General features: G+C 71.8%; 11 protein-coding genes. 8 read left to right on the top strand and 3 right to left on the bottom strand.

All coding sequences use genetic code 11. From position 1 onward, the window contains the following. Positions 1-378: 378 nt before the first annotated feature. Positions 379-1,038: a hypothetical protein gene (locus tag Asi03nite_RS25125; protein WP_239102904.1), complete on the bottom strand. Its 660-nt coding sequence runs from the start codon at positions 1,036-1,038 to the stop codon at positions 379-381. Between the two features lie 299 nt (positions 1,039-1,337). Here Asi03nite_RS25125 and Asi03nite_RS25120 point away from each other — a divergent pair, with 299 nt between their 5' ends. The 3 genes from Asi03nite_RS25120 to Asi03nite_RS25110 are packed head-to-tail and all read left to right on the top strand — an operon-like array spanning position 1,338 to position 5,697. Beyond that, on the top strand, positions 1,338-3,977 hold the full coding sequence (locus tag Asi03nite_RS25120) for a valine--tRNA ligase (RefSeq protein WP_203682910.1): 2,640 nt from the start codon (positions 1,338-1,340) through the stop codon (positions 3,975-3,977). Beyond that, the gene (locus tag Asi03nite_RS25115) at positions 3,974-5,299 is read left to right on the top strand and encodes a bifunctional folylpolyglutamate synthase/dihydrofolate synthase (protein WP_203682909.1); all 1,326 of its coding nucleotides are present in this window, start codon (positions 3,974-3,976) and stop codon (positions 5,297-5,299) included. Before Asi03nite_RS25120 ends, Asi03nite_RS25115 begins: the two co-directional genes overlap by 4 nt. Continuing rightward, entirely contained in the window at positions 5,296-5,697 is a 402-nt protein-coding gene (locus Asi03nite_RS25110; RefSeq protein WP_203682908.1) for a DUF4233 domain-containing protein, read from the top strand. Before Asi03nite_RS25115 ends, Asi03nite_RS25110 begins: the two co-directional genes overlap by 4 nt. A 49-nt stretch (positions 5,698-5,746) precedes the next feature. Here Asi03nite_RS25110 and Asi03nite_RS25105 read toward each other — a convergent pair whose 3' ends face one another. After that, positions 5,747-8,488: a VOC family protein gene (locus Asi03nite_RS25105; protein ID WP_203682907.1), complete on the bottom strand. Its 2,742-nt coding sequence runs from the start codon at positions 8,486-8,488 to the stop codon at positions 5,747-5,749. A gap of 144 nt (positions 8,489-8,632) precedes the next feature. Here Asi03nite_RS25105 and ndk point away from each other — a divergent pair, with 144 nt between their 5' ends. The 4 genes from ndk to Asi03nite_RS25085 all read left to right on the top strand — a co-directional run bounded on the left by ndk (position 8,633) and on the right by Asi03nite_RS25085 (position 13,582). Continuing rightward, complete coding sequence (gene ndk, locus Asi03nite_RS25100) at positions 8,633-9,049, top strand: nucleoside-diphosphate kinase (protein ID WP_203682906.1); 417 nt, start codon at positions 8,633-8,635, stop codon at positions 9,047-9,049. Positions 9,050-9,167: 118 nt separating this feature from the next. After that, the gene (locus Asi03nite_RS38960; protein WP_373872160.1) at positions 9,168-9,566 is read left to right on the top strand and encodes a PhoD-like phosphatase N-terminal domain-containing protein; all 399 of its coding nucleotides are present in this window, start codon (positions 9,168-9,170) and stop codon (positions 9,564-9,566) included. 97 nt (positions 9,567-9,663) lie between these two features. Further along, a complete protein-coding gene (gene ileS / locus Asi03nite_RS25090) occupies positions 9,664-12,774 on the top strand; it encodes an isoleucine--tRNA ligase (protein WP_203682904.1) in 3,111 nt (1,036 codons plus the stop codon). 139 nt (positions 12,775-12,913) lie between these two features. Further along, positions 12,914-13,582 carry a lysophospholipid acyltransferase family protein gene (locus Asi03nite_RS25085; RefSeq protein WP_203682921.1) on the top strand — a complete coding sequence of 223 codons (669 nt, stop codon included), beginning with the start codon at positions 12,914-12,916 and terminating at the stop codon, positions 13,580-13,582. Between the two features lie 6 nt (positions 13,583-13,588). Here the strand turns inward: Asi03nite_RS25085 and Asi03nite_RS25080 are convergent, their stop codons facing one another. Further along, the gene (locus Asi03nite_RS25080; protein WP_203682903.1) at positions 13,589-14,827 is read right to left on the bottom strand and encodes a hypothetical protein; all 1,239 of its coding nucleotides are present in this window, start codon (positions 14,825-14,827) and stop codon (positions 13,589-13,591) included. A gap of 236 nt (positions 14,828-15,063) precedes the next feature. Between Asi03nite_RS25080 and Asi03nite_RS25075 the strand changes: the two genes are divergently transcribed. Then, positions 15,064-15,861 carry an alpha/beta fold hydrolase gene (locus Asi03nite_RS25075; RefSeq protein WP_203682902.1) on the top strand — a complete coding sequence of 266 codons (798 nt, stop codon included), beginning with the start codon at positions 15,064-15,066 and terminating at the stop codon, positions 15,859-15,861. The last annotated feature ends 20 nt before the right edge of the window (positions 15,862-15,881 follow it).

The raw sequence follows: 15,881 nt of genomic DNA, 5'->3' as shown, positions 1-15,881 counted from the left end.
GCGGGATGGGCCTTTCTTCATGCCCAAAAACGACCTGCTGTTGGTCGCTGCCGGGCGGCGAGCGGCGCTCCGGCAGGAGACCGTGCGCGGAGCGTTGCGATGGTGGGGGCGTGCGCAGGCGACCCCGGCTACGTGTGTGCGGCGGGTCTCGGCGCGGCTGGGTGCGCGGATCGACGCTCGGCTAGGTGTGCCGGCGATTGAGGGGACGCGGCGGGGTGTGCGCGGGTGTGAGCACGCTCGCCGGCTACGCCTACACCTACGACGGGACGCGGCGGGGTGTGCGCGGGTGTGAGGTCGCAGCTGCCGGTGCCGGCGGGCGTGGGCGCGGGGCTGCGGGTGCGGGGTGCTCGCAGCGGGGCCGGGGCTTCGGGGCGTACGTCAATCGCGGGTTTGAATTGCTTTCCTCAATTGGCGCATCAGCGGGGCGGCTTCGGATTCGGAGCGGCCCGGGAACATTGCCAGGGCCAGGCTTCCGTGGTCGGCCCAGCCGCAGACCGGCATGTCCTGGCCTTCGGACTTCGTCGTCCCGCACTTCATCGAGCCGCCCAACGGGCCGGCGTCGACGTCGTGCAGGCCGGCGACCGCTCCCTCGTCGTCGGCGAACAGGTCGAACGACGTCTTCAGGTCCTTGTCCGGGCTCCAGATGAGGGCGGTACCGCCGAAGATCAGGACATCCTTGTCGCCCGGGCCGTCGTAGGCCCCGCCGACCGTGTCGTCCAGGTCCACCTCGGCGGCGAGCGCGGTCTGCAGGTACGTCGTGGCGGACTCGGCGTTGTCGCTGGTGCTCAGGGTGAGCTCGGCCACCTGCGCGGGCAGGTTCAGGGTGACGTCGCGCTGCGAGTGGATCTGCCAGTAGAACCAGCCGAGGGCGGCCACGCCGGCGACGACGGCCGCGAGCAGAGAGCTCAGCAGGATCGTTCGGGTGCGGCGGCGGGCCGGGCTCAGCCGCTCGGCGTCGGGGCGCCCGCCGGCTTCGCCGGTCTCCTCGGTGAGGAGGGTGAACGGGGCCTCCCGGATCTCGATCGGCTCGACGGCCACTTCCGGCGCGCTGACCGCGGGCTGATACGGCGGGGGAGCGGCGGCGGTCGAAGACGATGACCCGCCCGGGGGATCCGTGCTCGGGACGGCCGGAGAGTCAGTGGTGTCGGCAGGGGCCGAGGGGGTCTCCTGGGCCGGCTGGGAACCCCCGGGTGAGCCGGCCGGGGCTGCGGGCTCGGGTGTGGGGGCAGCGGGAGGGGGCGTCTGCTGGCCGCGGTCCGACATCCGGCGAGCCTACCGTTATCCACAGGTGGCAGTGCGAATACCGGACCCCGCCCGCGAATCCGTAGAATTGCCGGGTGACCGATGCAACCGATACCCGCACTCCCGACAGCCGGCCCACCGGTGGCCTCTCCGCTCAGTACCAGCCGGGCGACGTAGAGCAGTCGCGGTACGAGCGGTGGGTATCGGAGGGCTATTTCACCGCCGACCCGAAGAGCGACAAGCCGCCGTTCACGATCGTCATCCCGCCGCCCAACGTGACCGGCTCGCTGCACGTCGGCCACGCCCTCGACCACACCATCCAGGACACCCTGGTGCGCCTCAAGCGCATGCAGGGCTTCGAGGTGCTCTGGCTGCCCGGCATGGACCACGCGGGCATCGCCACGCAGAACGTGGTGGAGCGCAAGCTCGCCGAGCAGCAGCTCTCCCGGCACGACCTGGGCCGGGAGAAGTTCGTGGAGAAGGTCTGGGAGTGGAAGGCCGAGTCCGGGGGCGCGATCCTCGGGCAGATGCGCCGGCTCGGTGACTCCGTCGACTGGTCCCGTGAGCGTTTCACGATGGACGAGGGGCTCTCCCGGGCGGTTCAGACGATCTTCAAGCGGCTGTACGACGACGGCCTGATCTACCGGGCGAACCGGATCATCAACTGGTGTCCGCGTTGTCTCACCGCCCTCAGCGACATCGAGGTGGAGCACACCAACGACGAGGGCGAGCTGGTCTCCATCCGCTACGGCGAGGGGGAGAACTCGATAGTCGTCGCCACCACCCGTGCCGAGACGATGCTCGGTGACACCGCGGTGGCCGTGCACCCCGACGACGAGCGGTACAAGCACCTCGTCGGCACCGAGGTCGAGCTGCCGCTGACCGGGCGGCGGATCCCGATCGTCGCCGACGAGCACGTCGACCCGGCGTTCGGCACCGGCGCGGTCAAGGTGACCCCGGCGCACGACCCGAACGACTTCGAGATCGGCCAGCGGCACGGCCTGCCCAGCCTGACCGTGATGGACGAGCGTGCGGTGATCACCGTGCCGGGTCCGTTCGAGGGCCTGGACCGTTACGAGGCCCGGCCCGCGGTGGTCGCCGCGCTGCGCGAGCAGGGGCGGATCGTGGCCGAGAAGCGGCCGTACGAGCACTCGGTCGGCCACTGCTCGCGGTGCAAGACCACCGTCGAGCCGCGGCTGTCGCTGCAGTGGTTCGTCAACACCGGCCCGCTGGCCGAGGCGGCCGGGGACGCGGTCCGCGACGGCCGGGTCCGGATCGAGCCGGCCGAGTTGTCCAAGCGGTATTTCGCCTGGGTCGACAACATGCACGACTGGTGCATCTCGCGCCAGTTGTGGTGGGGTCACCGCATCCCGGTGTGGTACGGGCCGGCCGGCGAGGTGGTCTGCGTCGGGCCGGACGAGGAGCCGCCGGCCGGCGAGGGCTGGCGCCAGGACGAGGACGTGCTGGACACCTGGTTCTCCTCGGGCCTGTGGCCGTTCTCCACGCTGGGCTGGCCGGAGCAGACCGCCGAGCTGGAGAAGTTCTACCCGACCAGCGTGCTGGTGACCGGTTACGACATCCTCTTCTTCTGGGTCGCCCGGATGATGATGTTCGGCCTGTACGCGATGGACGGCAAGGAGCCGTTCCGCGTGATCAACCTGCATGGCATGGTGCGCGACCAGTTCGGCAAGAAGATGTCGAAGTCGTTCGGCAACGTGGTCGACCCGCTGGACTGGATCGAGCGGTACGGCGCCGACGCCACCCGGTTCACGCTGGCCCGCGGCGCCAACCCCGGCTCGGACGTGCCGATCAGCGAGGAGTGGTGCCAGGGCTCCCGCAACTTCTGCAACAAGCTGTGGAACGCCACCCGGTTCGCGCTGATGAACGGCGCCACCGTGGCGGGCGGCCTGCCGGCGCCGGGCGAGCTCAGCGCGATCGACAAGTGGATCCTGTCCCGGCTGCAGCACACCATCGCCGAGGTCAACGACCACTTCGAGGCGTACGAGTACGCCAAGGTCTGCGACACCCTGTACCACTTCGCCTGGGACGACGTCTGCGACTGGTACGTCGAGCTGAGCAAGCCGGTGCTGGCGCAGGACACCCCGGAGGCGGCGCGCACCCGGCGGGTCCTCGGACACGTGCTGGACCAGCTGCTGCGCCTGCTGCACCCGGTCATCCCGTTCGTCACCGAGGAGCTGTGGATCGCGCTCACCGGCGGCGAGACGGTCGGGCGCGCCACCTGGCCGGTCGCGGTCCAGGAACTGGTCGACGACGCCGCCGAGGAGGAGCTGGCCGCCCTGCGGAAGGTGGTCACCGAGGTCCGGCGGTTCCGTTCCGACCAGGGGCTCAAGCCGAGCCAGCGGGTCTCCGCCGCGCTCACCGGCCTGGGCAACGTCGGGATCGACACGCACGAGCCGCTGATCCGGTCGCTGGCCCGGCTGGACGCGCCGGCCGCGGACTTCACCGCGACCGCCACGCTGGCGGTGACCGGCGGGGTCACCGTCGACCTGGACACCCGCGGGGCGATCGACGTCGCCGCCGAGCGGGCCCGGCTGGAGAAGGACCGCGCGGCCGCCGAGAAGGAGGCCGCGCAGTGCCGGGGCAAGCTGGGCAACGAGGCGTTCGTCGGGAAGGCGCCGGAGCAGGTCGTCGCGAAGATCAAGGACAGGCTGGCGACCGCTGAGGCGGACCTGGTCCGGATCGCCGCCGCGCTCGAGGGGTTGCCGGCGTCATGAGCGAGTATTCCGAGGTCGAGGCCGCGCTCGAGGAGCGCGGTTTCACCCGCATGGTCTTCGACATGCAGAAGATCCGGGACCTGATGGACGTGCTGGGCAGCCCGCAGCGGGCCTACCCGGCGATCCACCTGACCGGGACCAACGGCAAGACCAGCACGGCGCGGATGATCGACGCGCTGTTGCGGGCCTGCGGGCTGCACACCGGGCGGTACACGAGCCCGCATCTGGAGACCGTCCGGGAGCGGATCAGCCTGGACGGGGAGCCGGTCTCCGAGGAGCGGCTGGTCGCGACGTACCAGGAGGTCGCGCCGCTGGCCGAGCTGATCGACGCGCGCAACACCGAGCCGCTCACCTACTTCGACATGACCACGGCGATGGCGTACGCGGCGTTCGCCGACGCGCCTGTCGACATCGCGGTGGTCGAGGTGGGCCTGGGCGGCGAGGAGGACGCCACCAACGTGATCGACGCGGGTGTCTGCGTGATGACCCCGATCGGGCTGGACCACACCGAGTGGCTCGGCGACACGATCGAGGACATCGCCTGGGCCAAGGCCGGGATCATCCACAAGGGCGCCACCGTGATCACCGCGCTGCAGACCGAGGAGGCCATGCGGCCGATCCTGGAACGCTGCGCGGAGATGGGCGCCACGCTGGCCCGCGAGGGCAGCGAGTTCGGGGTGGTCGAGCGGATCCAGGCGGTCGGCGGCCAGGTGCTCGTGCTGCAGGGGCTGGGCGGCGTCTACGAGGAGATCTTCCTGCCGCTGTTCGGCGCCCACCAGGCGCAGAACGCGGCGCTCGCGCTGGCCGCGGTGGAGGCGTTCCTCGGCGCCGGTCCGGGCAAGCAGATCGACATCGACCTGATCCGGGAGGGCTTCGCCCAGGTGGACTCGCCGGGCCGGCTGGAGCGGGTGCGCAGCGCGCCGGCGATCCTGCTGGACGGCGCGCACAACCCGCACGGGATGGCCGCCACGGTCGCCGCGCTGGAGGAGGAGTTCAGCTTCCGGCACCTGGTCGCGGTGCTCGCGGTCTTCGCCGACAAGGACGTGACCGGGCTGCTCGACCTGCTGGAGCCGGTGGTGGCCCGGATCGTGGTGACGCAGAACAGCTCGCCGCGCTCGATGCCGGCCGGTGAGCTGGCGCAGCTCGCGATCGGCGTGTTCGGCGAGGACCGGGTGACGATCGCGGAGAACATGCCGGACGCGATCGAGGAGGCCGTGGTGCTCGCCGAGGAGGACGCGTCCGGCGAGCTGAGCGGGGTCGGCGTGCTGATCACCGGCTCGGTGGTGACCGTCGCCGACGCGCGGAAGCTGCTGAAGCGATGACCGGGCCGGAGGAGCACGCCAGGCGGCCGGAGGGCGAGACGGGTGCCGCGACGCGGCGTTCCGGACTGCGGAACCCCGAGGCGGCGGTACGAGGGCTGGGCGCGGGCACGCTCGCGCTGGAAGCGATCGTGCTGCTCCTGGCGATCCAGCCGATCCGCATCCTGGGCGCCGACCTGAGCGCCTGGGGGATCGGCATCGTGATCGTCCTCGCGGTGCTCGCGGCGGTGCTCGCCGGGTGCATGCGGCAGCGGTGGGGCTGGAACGCGGGGACCGTGCTGCAGGTGCTCCTGCTGGTCAGTGGGCTGGTGGTGCACTGGTCGCTGGCCGCGCTCGGGGTGATCTTCGGATTGGCGTGGGCGTATGCGACGTACGTACGGAAATCTATTCTGAGCTCTTGAATTGTCCGTCGAGGGGGAGTCACCGTGGTGGCTCCCCCTCGACGCGTCTCTAGGCCTCGGAGTCCGGGCGGATGGCCCGCCACTGGGTGATGGCGATGTTGTGGTTGTCCGGGTCGCGGAACGTGGCGGACCAGAGTTCCAGCTTGTCGCCGCGGTTCACCGGGCGCGGAGAGTGGACGAACTTGACGCCCTTCGCCCTGAGCTCGTCGTGGACCGCCTCGATGTCGCCGACCTCCAGGTTGAGGTAGATCAGGCGGCCGGCCTCCGAGGAGACGTTCGGGACGGTGCGCAGCACCACGCGGGTGTCGCCGGAGGCGAGGACCGAGCTGCCGTCGCCGGTGTCGATCTCGTAGAACCCGAGGGTGTCCCGATAGAAGTCGATCGAGCGGGCCAGGTCGGTGACCAGGATCGTGATGCCTACGCCGTGGATCGCGCCGGCCGGGCCGGGGCGGGCGCTGGGGTAGGCGGTGATCACTTCGGCGGCGCGGTCGTCGGGTTCCTGACGGCCGGAGAAATCGCCCCAGGGGCTGCCGCTGGGCTTGGCGGTCTGGTCCGGCGGGGCGGCGGAGAACTCCGCTGCCGAACTGTTGCCGGGCTCGGCCGCCTGGGTTTCAGCGGCCTGGAAGGCTGCCGGAGCGCTGTCGGGTCCGGTTGTGGGCGCCTCGGTGGCCGGGAAGGCTGCCGGCGTGTCGCGGGAGGCCGGGGTTTCGCCGGCCGGGGGAGCGACGATGCCGGCGGCCACGGCCGGGTCGGCGGCTGCGGTGGCTTCCGGAGGTGTGTCCGGATTGTCGTCCAGCGGGAGGTCGACGTCGTCGACCGGCCGGACCGGGGCGGTCGGGCGTGGGGTCGACGGCTTCGGCGCGGTGGGGAACGGGCGGTCCGGCTCCGGCGCGGTCGGTGGTGCGGTGAGCGGGGTCGGCGCGGGGCGCGACGTCGCCGCCGGAGGCTCCGGGATGGTGTCGGCGACGCCCGGCTGGGTGACGAAGCGGGTACGGCCGGAGTGGGTGGGCCTGCGCTCCGGCGCGGTGGTGGGGGCCGGCGGGACCGGCTCGTCCAGCGGCACGTCGATGACCGGATCCGGGTCGGTGGTCGACTCGGTGGAGGTGCGCTGGGCGGGTGGCCGGCCGGGAGCGGTCTGCGGCCGCGCCACCGGGGCCTCGACCGTCGCGGTCGACGTGCTGGAACGGCGCTTGGGGCTCGGCCGGGAGCCGGGCGGGCGGGTCCCGGCGGCTCGTGCGGTCGGCACGGCCGCGCCGGTGGCCGGGCCGGCGGCGAACGCGGCGGCGACCGGCGCCGACGAGGCGCCGGACGCGGCCGGACCTGTGGGCGTGCTCGGCGTGGCTGGACCCGACGGGGCGCTGGACGTGGCCGGGCCCGAGGGGGCACCCGACGCGGCTCGGTCCGAGGAGGCGCCGGACGTGGCCGGGCCCGGCGGTCGGCTGTCGGTGGCCGGGGCGGAGGAGGCGGCCGCGCGGGGCGGCGGCGGGTAGTCCGAGCCGGTGGGGATCGACGGGGCTCGCCCGGGCGAGCCGGGCCCCGGCGGGGGCGGGTAATCGAATTCGGCCGCGCGGCCACGTGATCCGGGCCCCGGAGGGGGCGGGAAGTCGTCGTCGAAGGGCTCCGGCGGGGCCTTGGCGCCCGGAGCCGGGGGCGGCGGGAAGTCGAACGAGTCCGAGTCGTCGACCGGCCGCCGGGCCGCTGAGGGACCGGGCGGTGGCGGATAGCCGGCCGGGGTCCAGGCCTCCGAGGAGGCGCCCGAGCCGGGCCGGTCGGTGGCGGTGCGCCCGGTGGCCGGCGCGGCACCGGCCTGGTCCGCGATGTCGGCGGACCGCACGGCATCGGCCGGCCCGGTGGCGGTGGCCGCCGTGGCGGAGGCCGGAGCCGGCGAGGCGGGAGCCGTGGCCGGGGCGGAGGCCGGCGCGCCGGGAGCCGAGGCCGGGGAGGCGGGGGCCGCCGCCGCGGCGGACGCTGTCGTGGCGGCCGGGCGGGGCTCGGCCGACGGCGGGTCGAGGTCGATCGGGTCGAAGCCGACCGGATCGGTGGCCGCCGTGTCGAAGTCCGCCGCGCGGGGGCCGCTGCCGGCCCGCCGGGGCAGCTGGCCGGCCTGCTCCCCGCCACCGACGACCTGGCCTTCCACTATCGGCCCGTGCGGGGTGTCGCGGACCACCACGGGGGCGGTCACGTGCCTCTCCTGGTACGCCGCGGCCGGCTCCTCGGTCGCCCAGTCGTCGGACCGGCTCTCCCAGGGACCGGGAGCGACACTGCCCAGCACGTCGTCGTCCTCGGCCTCGTCGGCCGGATCGGGTCCGAGATCGAAATCGGTCTGACCGGGCGGCGGTGGGTCGCCGGCCGGGCCGACGTCCGCCGCGTCCTTCCAGTTGATCCGCACCCGGCGGGTGTCGTCGACGTCGACGGTGATCGGCACCGTGGAGCCGATCAGCGGCCACTTCGCGACCGGCACCCGGCCGTCCCGGATCACCTTGTCGAAGGTGCCCAGGCCGGGCGCGACCACGATGGCCCGGATCTCGGCACGGCCGTACGCCCCGGCGATCGGCGGCGCGGTAATGTCCAGGATCTCCGCGGTGCCGGCGACCGTGGCGCGGCCGCCTCTTCGCACATTGCTCACCATGGCGAGCGCGACGGCTATCGCCAGCACGACGAGGCCGAAGATCGCTACTGCCCAGCTGGACATGCCGAGCCCGAAAACGATCACGAAGACCGCGAGCGTGCCCATGACCGCCGCCACCAGCTTGCGCGCCGGGGCGATGGGCCGGCCGGTCTGGTTCGCCACTGTGGACCTCCCGGTTTGTTCCCCGTCAGGTTATGGCCCGCCGGTCACTCTGCGAAAGTGCGGCGGTACCGGCATCGCCGCTCGCCGTCCCGGCGGTACCGATAGGCTGAACATCAGGCGTGTCTTCTCCGGAGAGGAACCTACGTGTCCAGCAACACCGAGCGTTCGCTCGTGCTCATCAAGCCCGACGCGGTCCGCCGCGGCCTGCTCGGCGAGATCCTGTCTCGCTTCGAGCGTAAGGGCCTGGTCATCGAGGCGCTGGAGTTGCGCACGATGGATGGCGAACTCGCCGACCAGCACTACGCCGAGCACGTCGACAAGGCGTTCTACCCGCCGCTGAAGGACTTCATGACCAGCGGCCCGCTCGCCGCCCTGGTGCTCTCCGGCGACGAGGTGATCGACGTGGTCCGCGCCATGATCGGCGCGACCGACGGCCGCAAGGCCGCCGCCGGCACGATCCGCGGCGACCTGGCGCTGTCCAACCGGGAGAACCTGGTGCACGCGTCCGACTCGGCGGACAGCGCCAAGCGCGAGCTGGCGCTCTGGTTCCCCAACCTGTGAGCCGGGGGCCTGTCCGGCACTGATCAGAAGTTCAGGGCACGGCCACCTCGGGGCCACCTGGGATCGATAGGCATCAGGGCAGGACTGCGATCTCACGAAGGAACCTGTCGCGCGCCGGGTGGCCGGCGGCGTGGCGGGGGCGCTCTTCGAGGCCCCCGCCTTCTCCAGCGCCGGCAGCCGCCCGGTGATCACCCACGGCGTGCAGAGCGGCGACACCGCCGCGGACTCCGCGGTGGTCCGGGCCCGGCCGGGCCGCCCCGGCCGGCTCTGGGCGCAGGCCAGCCGCCGGCCCGACTTCCGCCGCTCGCGGGTGGTCCGAGGACCGCCGGTCACGCCGGACACCGACTTCACCGGAAAGGTGTGGCCCGGGGGAATGCGGATGAGGGAATCCCGGGGTGGCCGGTATCGTTGTCGGGACGCAGGCGGCGAACCGGCCATCACCGGGGAGCCTCCGGAAGAACGGGCGCGAGCCCCAGTAGAACCGGGCGGACCGGCACGCGCGGCAGCCGGCGAATGAGCGGGTCTCCCGGCGGAGGCCAAGCGAGGTGGTACCGCGGGCCTTGACGAAAGGCTCGTCCTCGCAGTCATCCGGATGACTGTTTGAGGAGCCCCGTATGTATCCCCAGCACACCGGCGCGACGGGCGTCCCGGCCTCCCCGGATCTGCCCGCGGTCGAACGCGCCGTCCTGGAGCACTGGGCCGCCGACCGGACCTTCGAGGCTTCGGTCGAGAAGCGCCCGGCCGGCGAGAACGGCGCCAACGAGTACGTGTTCTACGACGGCCCGCCGTTCGCCAACGGCCTGCCGCACTACGGGCACCTCTTCACCGGCTACGTCAAGGACGTGGTGCCGAGGTATCAGACGATGCGCGGCAAGCACGTGGAGCGTCGCTTCGGCTGGGACACCCACGGCATGCCGGCCGAGATCGAGGCCGAGAAGCAACTCGGCATCACCACCAAGGCGCAGATCGTCGAGCTGGGCATCGACAAGTTCAACGAGGCCTGCCGCACCTCGGTGCTCGCCTACACCAAGGACTGGCAGGGGTACGTCACCCGGCAGGCCCGCTGGGTGGACTTCGAGCACGACTACAAGACCCTGGACCCCAGTTACATGGAGTCGGTCATGTGGGCGTTCAAGACGCTGCACGACAAGGGTCTCGTCCACGAGGGCTTCCGGGTGCTCGCCTACTGCTACCGGTGTGAGACGCCGCTGTCGAACACCGAGACGCGGATGGACGACGTCTATCGGGACCGGACCGACCCGGCGCTCACGGTGAGGTTCCGCCTGGAGACCGGCGAGGACATCGCGGTCTGGACGACCACGCCGTGGACGCTGCCTTCGAACGTGGCGCTCGCCGTCGGGCCCGACATCGAATATGCGGTCCTGTCCGACGAATCCGGGCAGAAGCTCATCGTCGGCGCCGGCCGGGTGGCCGCCTACGCCAAGGAACTGGAGGGTTACTCGCCAACCGGCACGGTGCTCGGCAGCGAGCTCGTCGGGCGCCGCTACACGCCGCTCTTCGACTACCTGGTCGAGCCGGCCGGCGAGAACGCCTTCCAGGTGCTCGGCGCCGACTTCGTGACCACGGAGGACGGCACCGGCGTGGTGCACATGGCGCCCGCCTTCGGTGAGGACGACCAGAACGCCTGCACCGCGGCAGGCATCCCGACCGTGGTCACCGTGGACGAGCAGACCCGGTTCACCTCGCTGGTCCCGGACTTGCAGGGTGTGCAGGTCTTCGACGCCAACAAGCCGGTGATCGCCACGCTCAAGGAGCGCGGCGTGGTGCTGCGGCACGACGGGTACACGCACTCGTACCCGCACTGCTGGCGCTGCGACACCCCGCTCGTCTACAAGGCGGTGTCGTCCTGGTTCGTCGCGGTGACCAAGTTCCGGGACCGGATGGTCGAGCTGAACCAGGAGATCACCTGGACGCCGGCGCACATCAAGGACGGCTCGTTCGGCAAGTGGCTGGCGAACGCGCGGGACTGGTCGATCTCCCGGAACCGGTTCTGGGGCTCGCCGATCCCGGTGTGGAAGTCGGACGACCCGCAGTACCCGCGAGTCGACGTCTACGGCTCCTACGAGGAGCTGGAGCGCGATTTCGGGGTCCGGGTCACCGACCTGCACCGGCCGTTCATCGACGAGCTGACCCGGCCCAACCCGGACGACCCGACCGGGAAGTCGACCATGCGGCGGGTGCCGGAGGTGCTGGACTGCTGGTTCGAGTCCGGGTCGATGCCGTTCGCCCAGGTGCACTACCCGTTCGAGAACAAGGACTGGTTCGAGCACCACTACCCGGGTGACTTCATCGTGGAGTACATCGGGCAGACGCGGGGCTGGTTCTACACCATGCACGTGCTGGCCACGGCGCTGTTCGACCGGCCGGCGTTCCGCAACTGCCTGAGCCACGGCATCCTGCTCGGCGAGGACGGGCGCAAGATGTCCAAGTCGCTGCGCAACTACCCGGACGTGTACCGGGTGTTCGACACCTACGGCTCGGACGCGATGCGCTGGATGCTGATGTCGTCGCCGGTGCTGCGGGGCGGGGACATGCCGGTCACCGAGACGGCCGTCCGGGACTCGGTGCGGCAGGTCCTGCTGCCGTTGTGGAACGTCTGGTACTTCTTCAGCCTCTACGCGAACGCCTCCCACCATGTCGCCAAGTTCCGGGCAGACTCGACGCACCTGCTGGACCGCTACCTCCTCGCCAAGACGGGGGAGCTGGTCACCGGCGTGCAGCGCCAGATGGACGAATACGACATCTCCGGTGCCGCGGCAACTGTTCGGAACTATCTGGACGCGCTGACGAACTGGTACGTCCGCCGGTCCCGGGACCGGTTCTGGGCGGGCGACGCCGATGCCTTCGACACCCTGGCCACCGTGCTGGAGACGCTTTGCCGGGTGGTCGCGCCGCTCGCGCCGCTCACCGCGGAGGAAATCTGGCGCGGTCTGACCGGGGACCGGTCGGTGCACCTGACCGACTGGCCGTCGGCGGACGCGTTCCCGGCCGACCACGACCTGGTCGCCTCGATGGACGCGATCCGGGACGTGGCCTCGGCGGCGCTCTCGCTGCGCAAGGCCAAGGCGCTGCGGGTCCGGCTGCCGCTGGCCCGGCTGACCGTGGCGACGCCCGGCGGAGGGCTGTTGGACGGGCTCGGCGACCTGCTCAAGGACGAGGTCAACGTCAAGGACGTGGTCTTCACCGACGACGTCGCGGCGTACTGCGAGCAGGTCCTCACCGTCGTGCCGCGGGCGCTCGGCCCGCGCGTCGGCAAGCAGGTCCAGCAGGTGATCAAGGCGGTCAAGGCGGGCGAGTGGGAGCTGGCCGGCGGCGCCCCGGTCGCGGCCGGCGTCACCCTCGCCGAGGGGGAGTACGAGCTCAAGCTGGTGGCCGCGGACCCGGAGAACTCCGCTGCGCTGCCGGCCGGCGGCGGCGTGGTGGTGCTGGACACCACGGTCACCCCGGAGCTGGCCGCCGAGGGACTGGCCCGGGACGTGATCCGGGTGGTGCAGCAGGCCCGCCGGGACGCGGACCTGGACGTCTCCGACCGCATCGCGCTCGTGGTGTCCGGGTCGCCGGCGGTCCGGGAGGCCGTCGAGGCGCACCGGGAGTTCGTCGCCGGTGAGACCTTGGCCACGTCGCTGAGCTTCGCCGAGACGGCCGGTTTCGGCGGCGAGGTGGGCGACGGCGAGCGGATCACCGTGGCCGTCACGCCGGTGTGAGATAACCGACTGGCCCGGATGTTCGCCTGACGCGGCGAATGTCCGGGCCTGGCGCAAGATCAATAGACCACGGCGGGCCCGCGTCCGTTAACCTCTCCTCACCCCTCAACTTGTTTTGCACTGGTCATCGGAGGACGAGTTGCCGCTGCTCTACTCGATCGGCAAGCTCACCGTCGGCAACGCGCTGATGGTGGGCTGGAAGCCGCGCATCGAGGGCCTCGAGCACGTGCCGAAGACCGGCGGCGCGATCTTCGCCGGCAATCACCTCTCGGTCGCCGACGAGCTGTTCCTGGGCGCCGCCGTGCCGCGGCACCTGGCGTTCTGGGCCAAGTCGGACTACTTCGTCGGCAAGGGCGTGAAGGGCTTCTTCTCGCGGAAGCTGATGGAGGGCCTCGGCGCGATCCGGGTCGAGCGGGCCGGCGGCCGGGCCGCGCTGACCGCGTTCGACGCCGCGATCCCCGCGCTCAAGGACGGCGATCTCGTCGCGGTCTACCCGGAGGGCACCCGCTCACCGGACGGCCGGCTCTACCGCGGACGCACCGGCGTGGCCCGGCTGGCCACCGCGGCCGGCGTGCCGATCATCCCGGTCGGCATGATCGGCACCGAGGTCGTGCAGCCGATCGGCCGGCTCTATCCGAAACTGATGCGCGGCCAGGTCACCGTCAAGTTCGGCAAGCCGATCGAGACGGTCGGCCGCTCCGACGACCGGACCTCGCTGCGCGAGCTCACCGACCAGGTGATGGCCGAGATCCAGAAGCTGACCGGCCAGGAGTACGTGCCTCGCTACGCGCCCAAGCGCGAGGAGTGACCGCTCCTACGCGCCGAACCGGGGCGTGAGCACCTCCCCGCGCAGCCGGGCCACCAGTTCCGCGCTTTCCTGCACCGATCGCCTGGTGAGCAGCACGGTCGCCATGCTGCCGTGGTCGGCCCACGTGCAGATCACCGTCGACGTCCCGTTCAACCGGCCGGCGCCGCACGTCTGGTAGGCGCCGGACGCGGCCAGCGGGAAGTCCCGCACGCCGGTCAGCCGGACGTCGCCGGAGATCCGGGCCAGCTGACCGTTCAGGTCGGATTGCGGGGTGAACCGCCAGCCGGTGACGCCGTAGACGGTGACCCGCTTACCGTCCCCGTCGCCGTAGACGCCGGCGAACGCCTGCCCCTCCGAGCCCGCCGCGGTCAGCTGGTCGGCGAGCCGGTCCACCGCCCGCCGGCTGGCGTCGTCGGCGCGCAGCTCGAGGTCGCCGATCCGCTCCGGCAGCGAGGCGGTGACCGGGAACTGCGCCAGGGTGGGCCAGCGGTCGTACGCCAACGGGGCGCCGAACCACATCGCCGCCAGGACGGTGATGACCAGCAGGAGGCGGCGCAGACGGCGCCGCGGTCGCCGCGGCCGCGGCGGCCTGGGGAAGGGCGGGCGGTTCAGGTCCTGCGGGCGCGGCGGGACCGGGACGCGACCGGGCGCCGGGCCCGCCTTCGGCGTCGCCGCGGCTCTGCGGAACCAGCCTTCCTTCTTCGGGGCCGGGGTGGCCGGCGGCTTCGGGGGTACGGCGGTGGGTGCGGCGCCCGCCGCCCGGGCCTTGGCCGCCCGGGTCTTCTCCACCTCGGCGGCCTTGGCCGACAGGGCGTCCACGAGCGCGCGGATCTTCGCGGGCAGCTCCACTTTCCCCGGATCCGCCGCCGGATCCGCCGGGGCGGCCGTCCGCGTCCCCGCCGGCGTGTCCACCCGGGTCGGCGGCGTCGCGACGGGGTTGTCCACCAGGGTCGGCGGCATGGTGGCCGGCGCGGCGGGGATCAGCTGCTCGGTGGTCCAGACCGGAGTGTCCTGCCCGGCCCACGGGTCCACGGCCGGCACCGTCGCCCAGTAGTCGTCCGGGTGCGGCTCGGGCGGCTCCCCGCCGACCTTGCCGACCAGGCGTTCCCAGAGCGACTTGCGCGGCCCGATCTCCGGGACGGGCGCCGCGCCGCTCCAGCGCGACGGCAGGACCCCGGTCGGCTCCTCGGAGGGAGCGGGCAGTCCGGTGGCCGGGGTGTGTGGTCCCGGCTCCGTGTCAGCCATTCTCGTCGGTCTCCTTCCGCGTCGCCGGCAGCGAGAGCGTCTCACCCAGGTTAGGCACGGTGTGCCAGGGGGACGGGCCGGCCGAATCCGGTCACCGGACACGAATGGCGGACAACGGGGGCGATGTGCGGAACGCTCCGGAGTCGTATGGTTACCCCTACTTCACATCCGGTCGTACGGGTGACACCTTTCACGAAATGTTTCGATCTCATCTGCACCGGGGAGGCGCGTACCGCATGGGCACCACGCAGAGGAACGCCGTCACGATGTCCGGCCGCGACGCGGGGCAGCCGATGCTCTTCGCGCACGGCTACGGGTGCGACCAGAACATGTGGCGGCTGGTCACGCCGGCATTCGCCGACACGCACCGGCTGGTGCTCTTCGATCACGTGGGCAGCGGCAGGTCCGACCTGACGGCGTACGACGACGCGAAATACTCCACCCTCGACGGCTACGCCACGGACATCCTGGAGATGGTCGAGGAGCACGACCTGCACGACGTGGTCCTCGTCGGCCATTCGGTGAGCTCGATGATCGGTCTGCTGGCCGCGGTCCGCGCGCCGGAGCGGTTCGCCGGCGTGGTGATGATCGGCCCGTCGCCGCGGTACATCGACGACGAGGCGGACGGTTACGTCGGCGGTTTCGGCCGCTCCGACATCGAACAGATGCTGGTCTCGCTGGACAGCAACTACCTGGGCTGGTCCAGTGCGATGGCCCCGGTGATCATGGGCAACCCGGACCGGCCGGAGCTGGGCGAGGAGCTGGCCAACTCGTTCTGCCGCACCGATCCGGAGATCGCCAAGAAGTTCGCCCGGGTCACCTTCCTCTCCGACAACCGGGCCGACCTGCCGAGGATGCGGGTGCCCTCGCTGGTGCTGCAGTGCTCGGACGACGTGATCGCGCCCGGCGTGGTCGGTGAGTACGTCCACAAGCACACCCCGCAGAGCACGTTCGTGCAGCTGAACGCCACAGGCCACTGTCCGAATCTGAGCGCTCCCGAGGAGACGGTTGACGCGATCAGGTCCTGGTTGTAGATCATCGGGCATGATCGGCG

The organism is Actinoplanes siamensis, assembly GCF_016862395.1.
Classification (GTDB): domain Bacteria; phylum Actinomycetota; class Actinomycetes; order Mycobacteriales; family Micromonosporaceae; genus Actinoplanes; species Actinoplanes siamensis.
This window is presented reverse-complemented; position numbering and strand designations above follow the sequence as displayed.

What these genes read in the sequence shown, in the direction of transcription:
- Asi03nite_RS25110 (WP_203682908.1), top strand. Translation starts at nt 5,296, where the DNA reads ATGACCGGGCCGGAGGAGCACGCCAGGCGGCCGGAGGGCGAGACGGGT.
- Asi03nite_RS25115 (WP_203682909.1), top strand. Translation starts at nt 3,974, where the DNA reads ATGAGCGAGTATTCCGAGGTCGAGGCCGCGCTCGAGGAGCGCGGTTTC.
- ileS (WP_203682904.1), top strand. Translation starts at nt 9,664, where the DNA reads ATGTATCCCCAGCACACCGGCGCGACGGGCGTCCCGGCCTCCCCGGAT.
- Asi03nite_RS25080 (WP_203682903.1), bottom strand. Translation starts at nt 14,827, where the DNA reads ATGGCTGACACGGAGCCGGGACCACACACCCCGGCCACCGGACTGCCC.
- Asi03nite_RS25075 (WP_203682902.1), top strand. Translation starts at nt 15,064, where the DNA reads ATGGGCACCACGCAGAGGAACGCCGTCACGATGTCCGGCCGCGACGCG.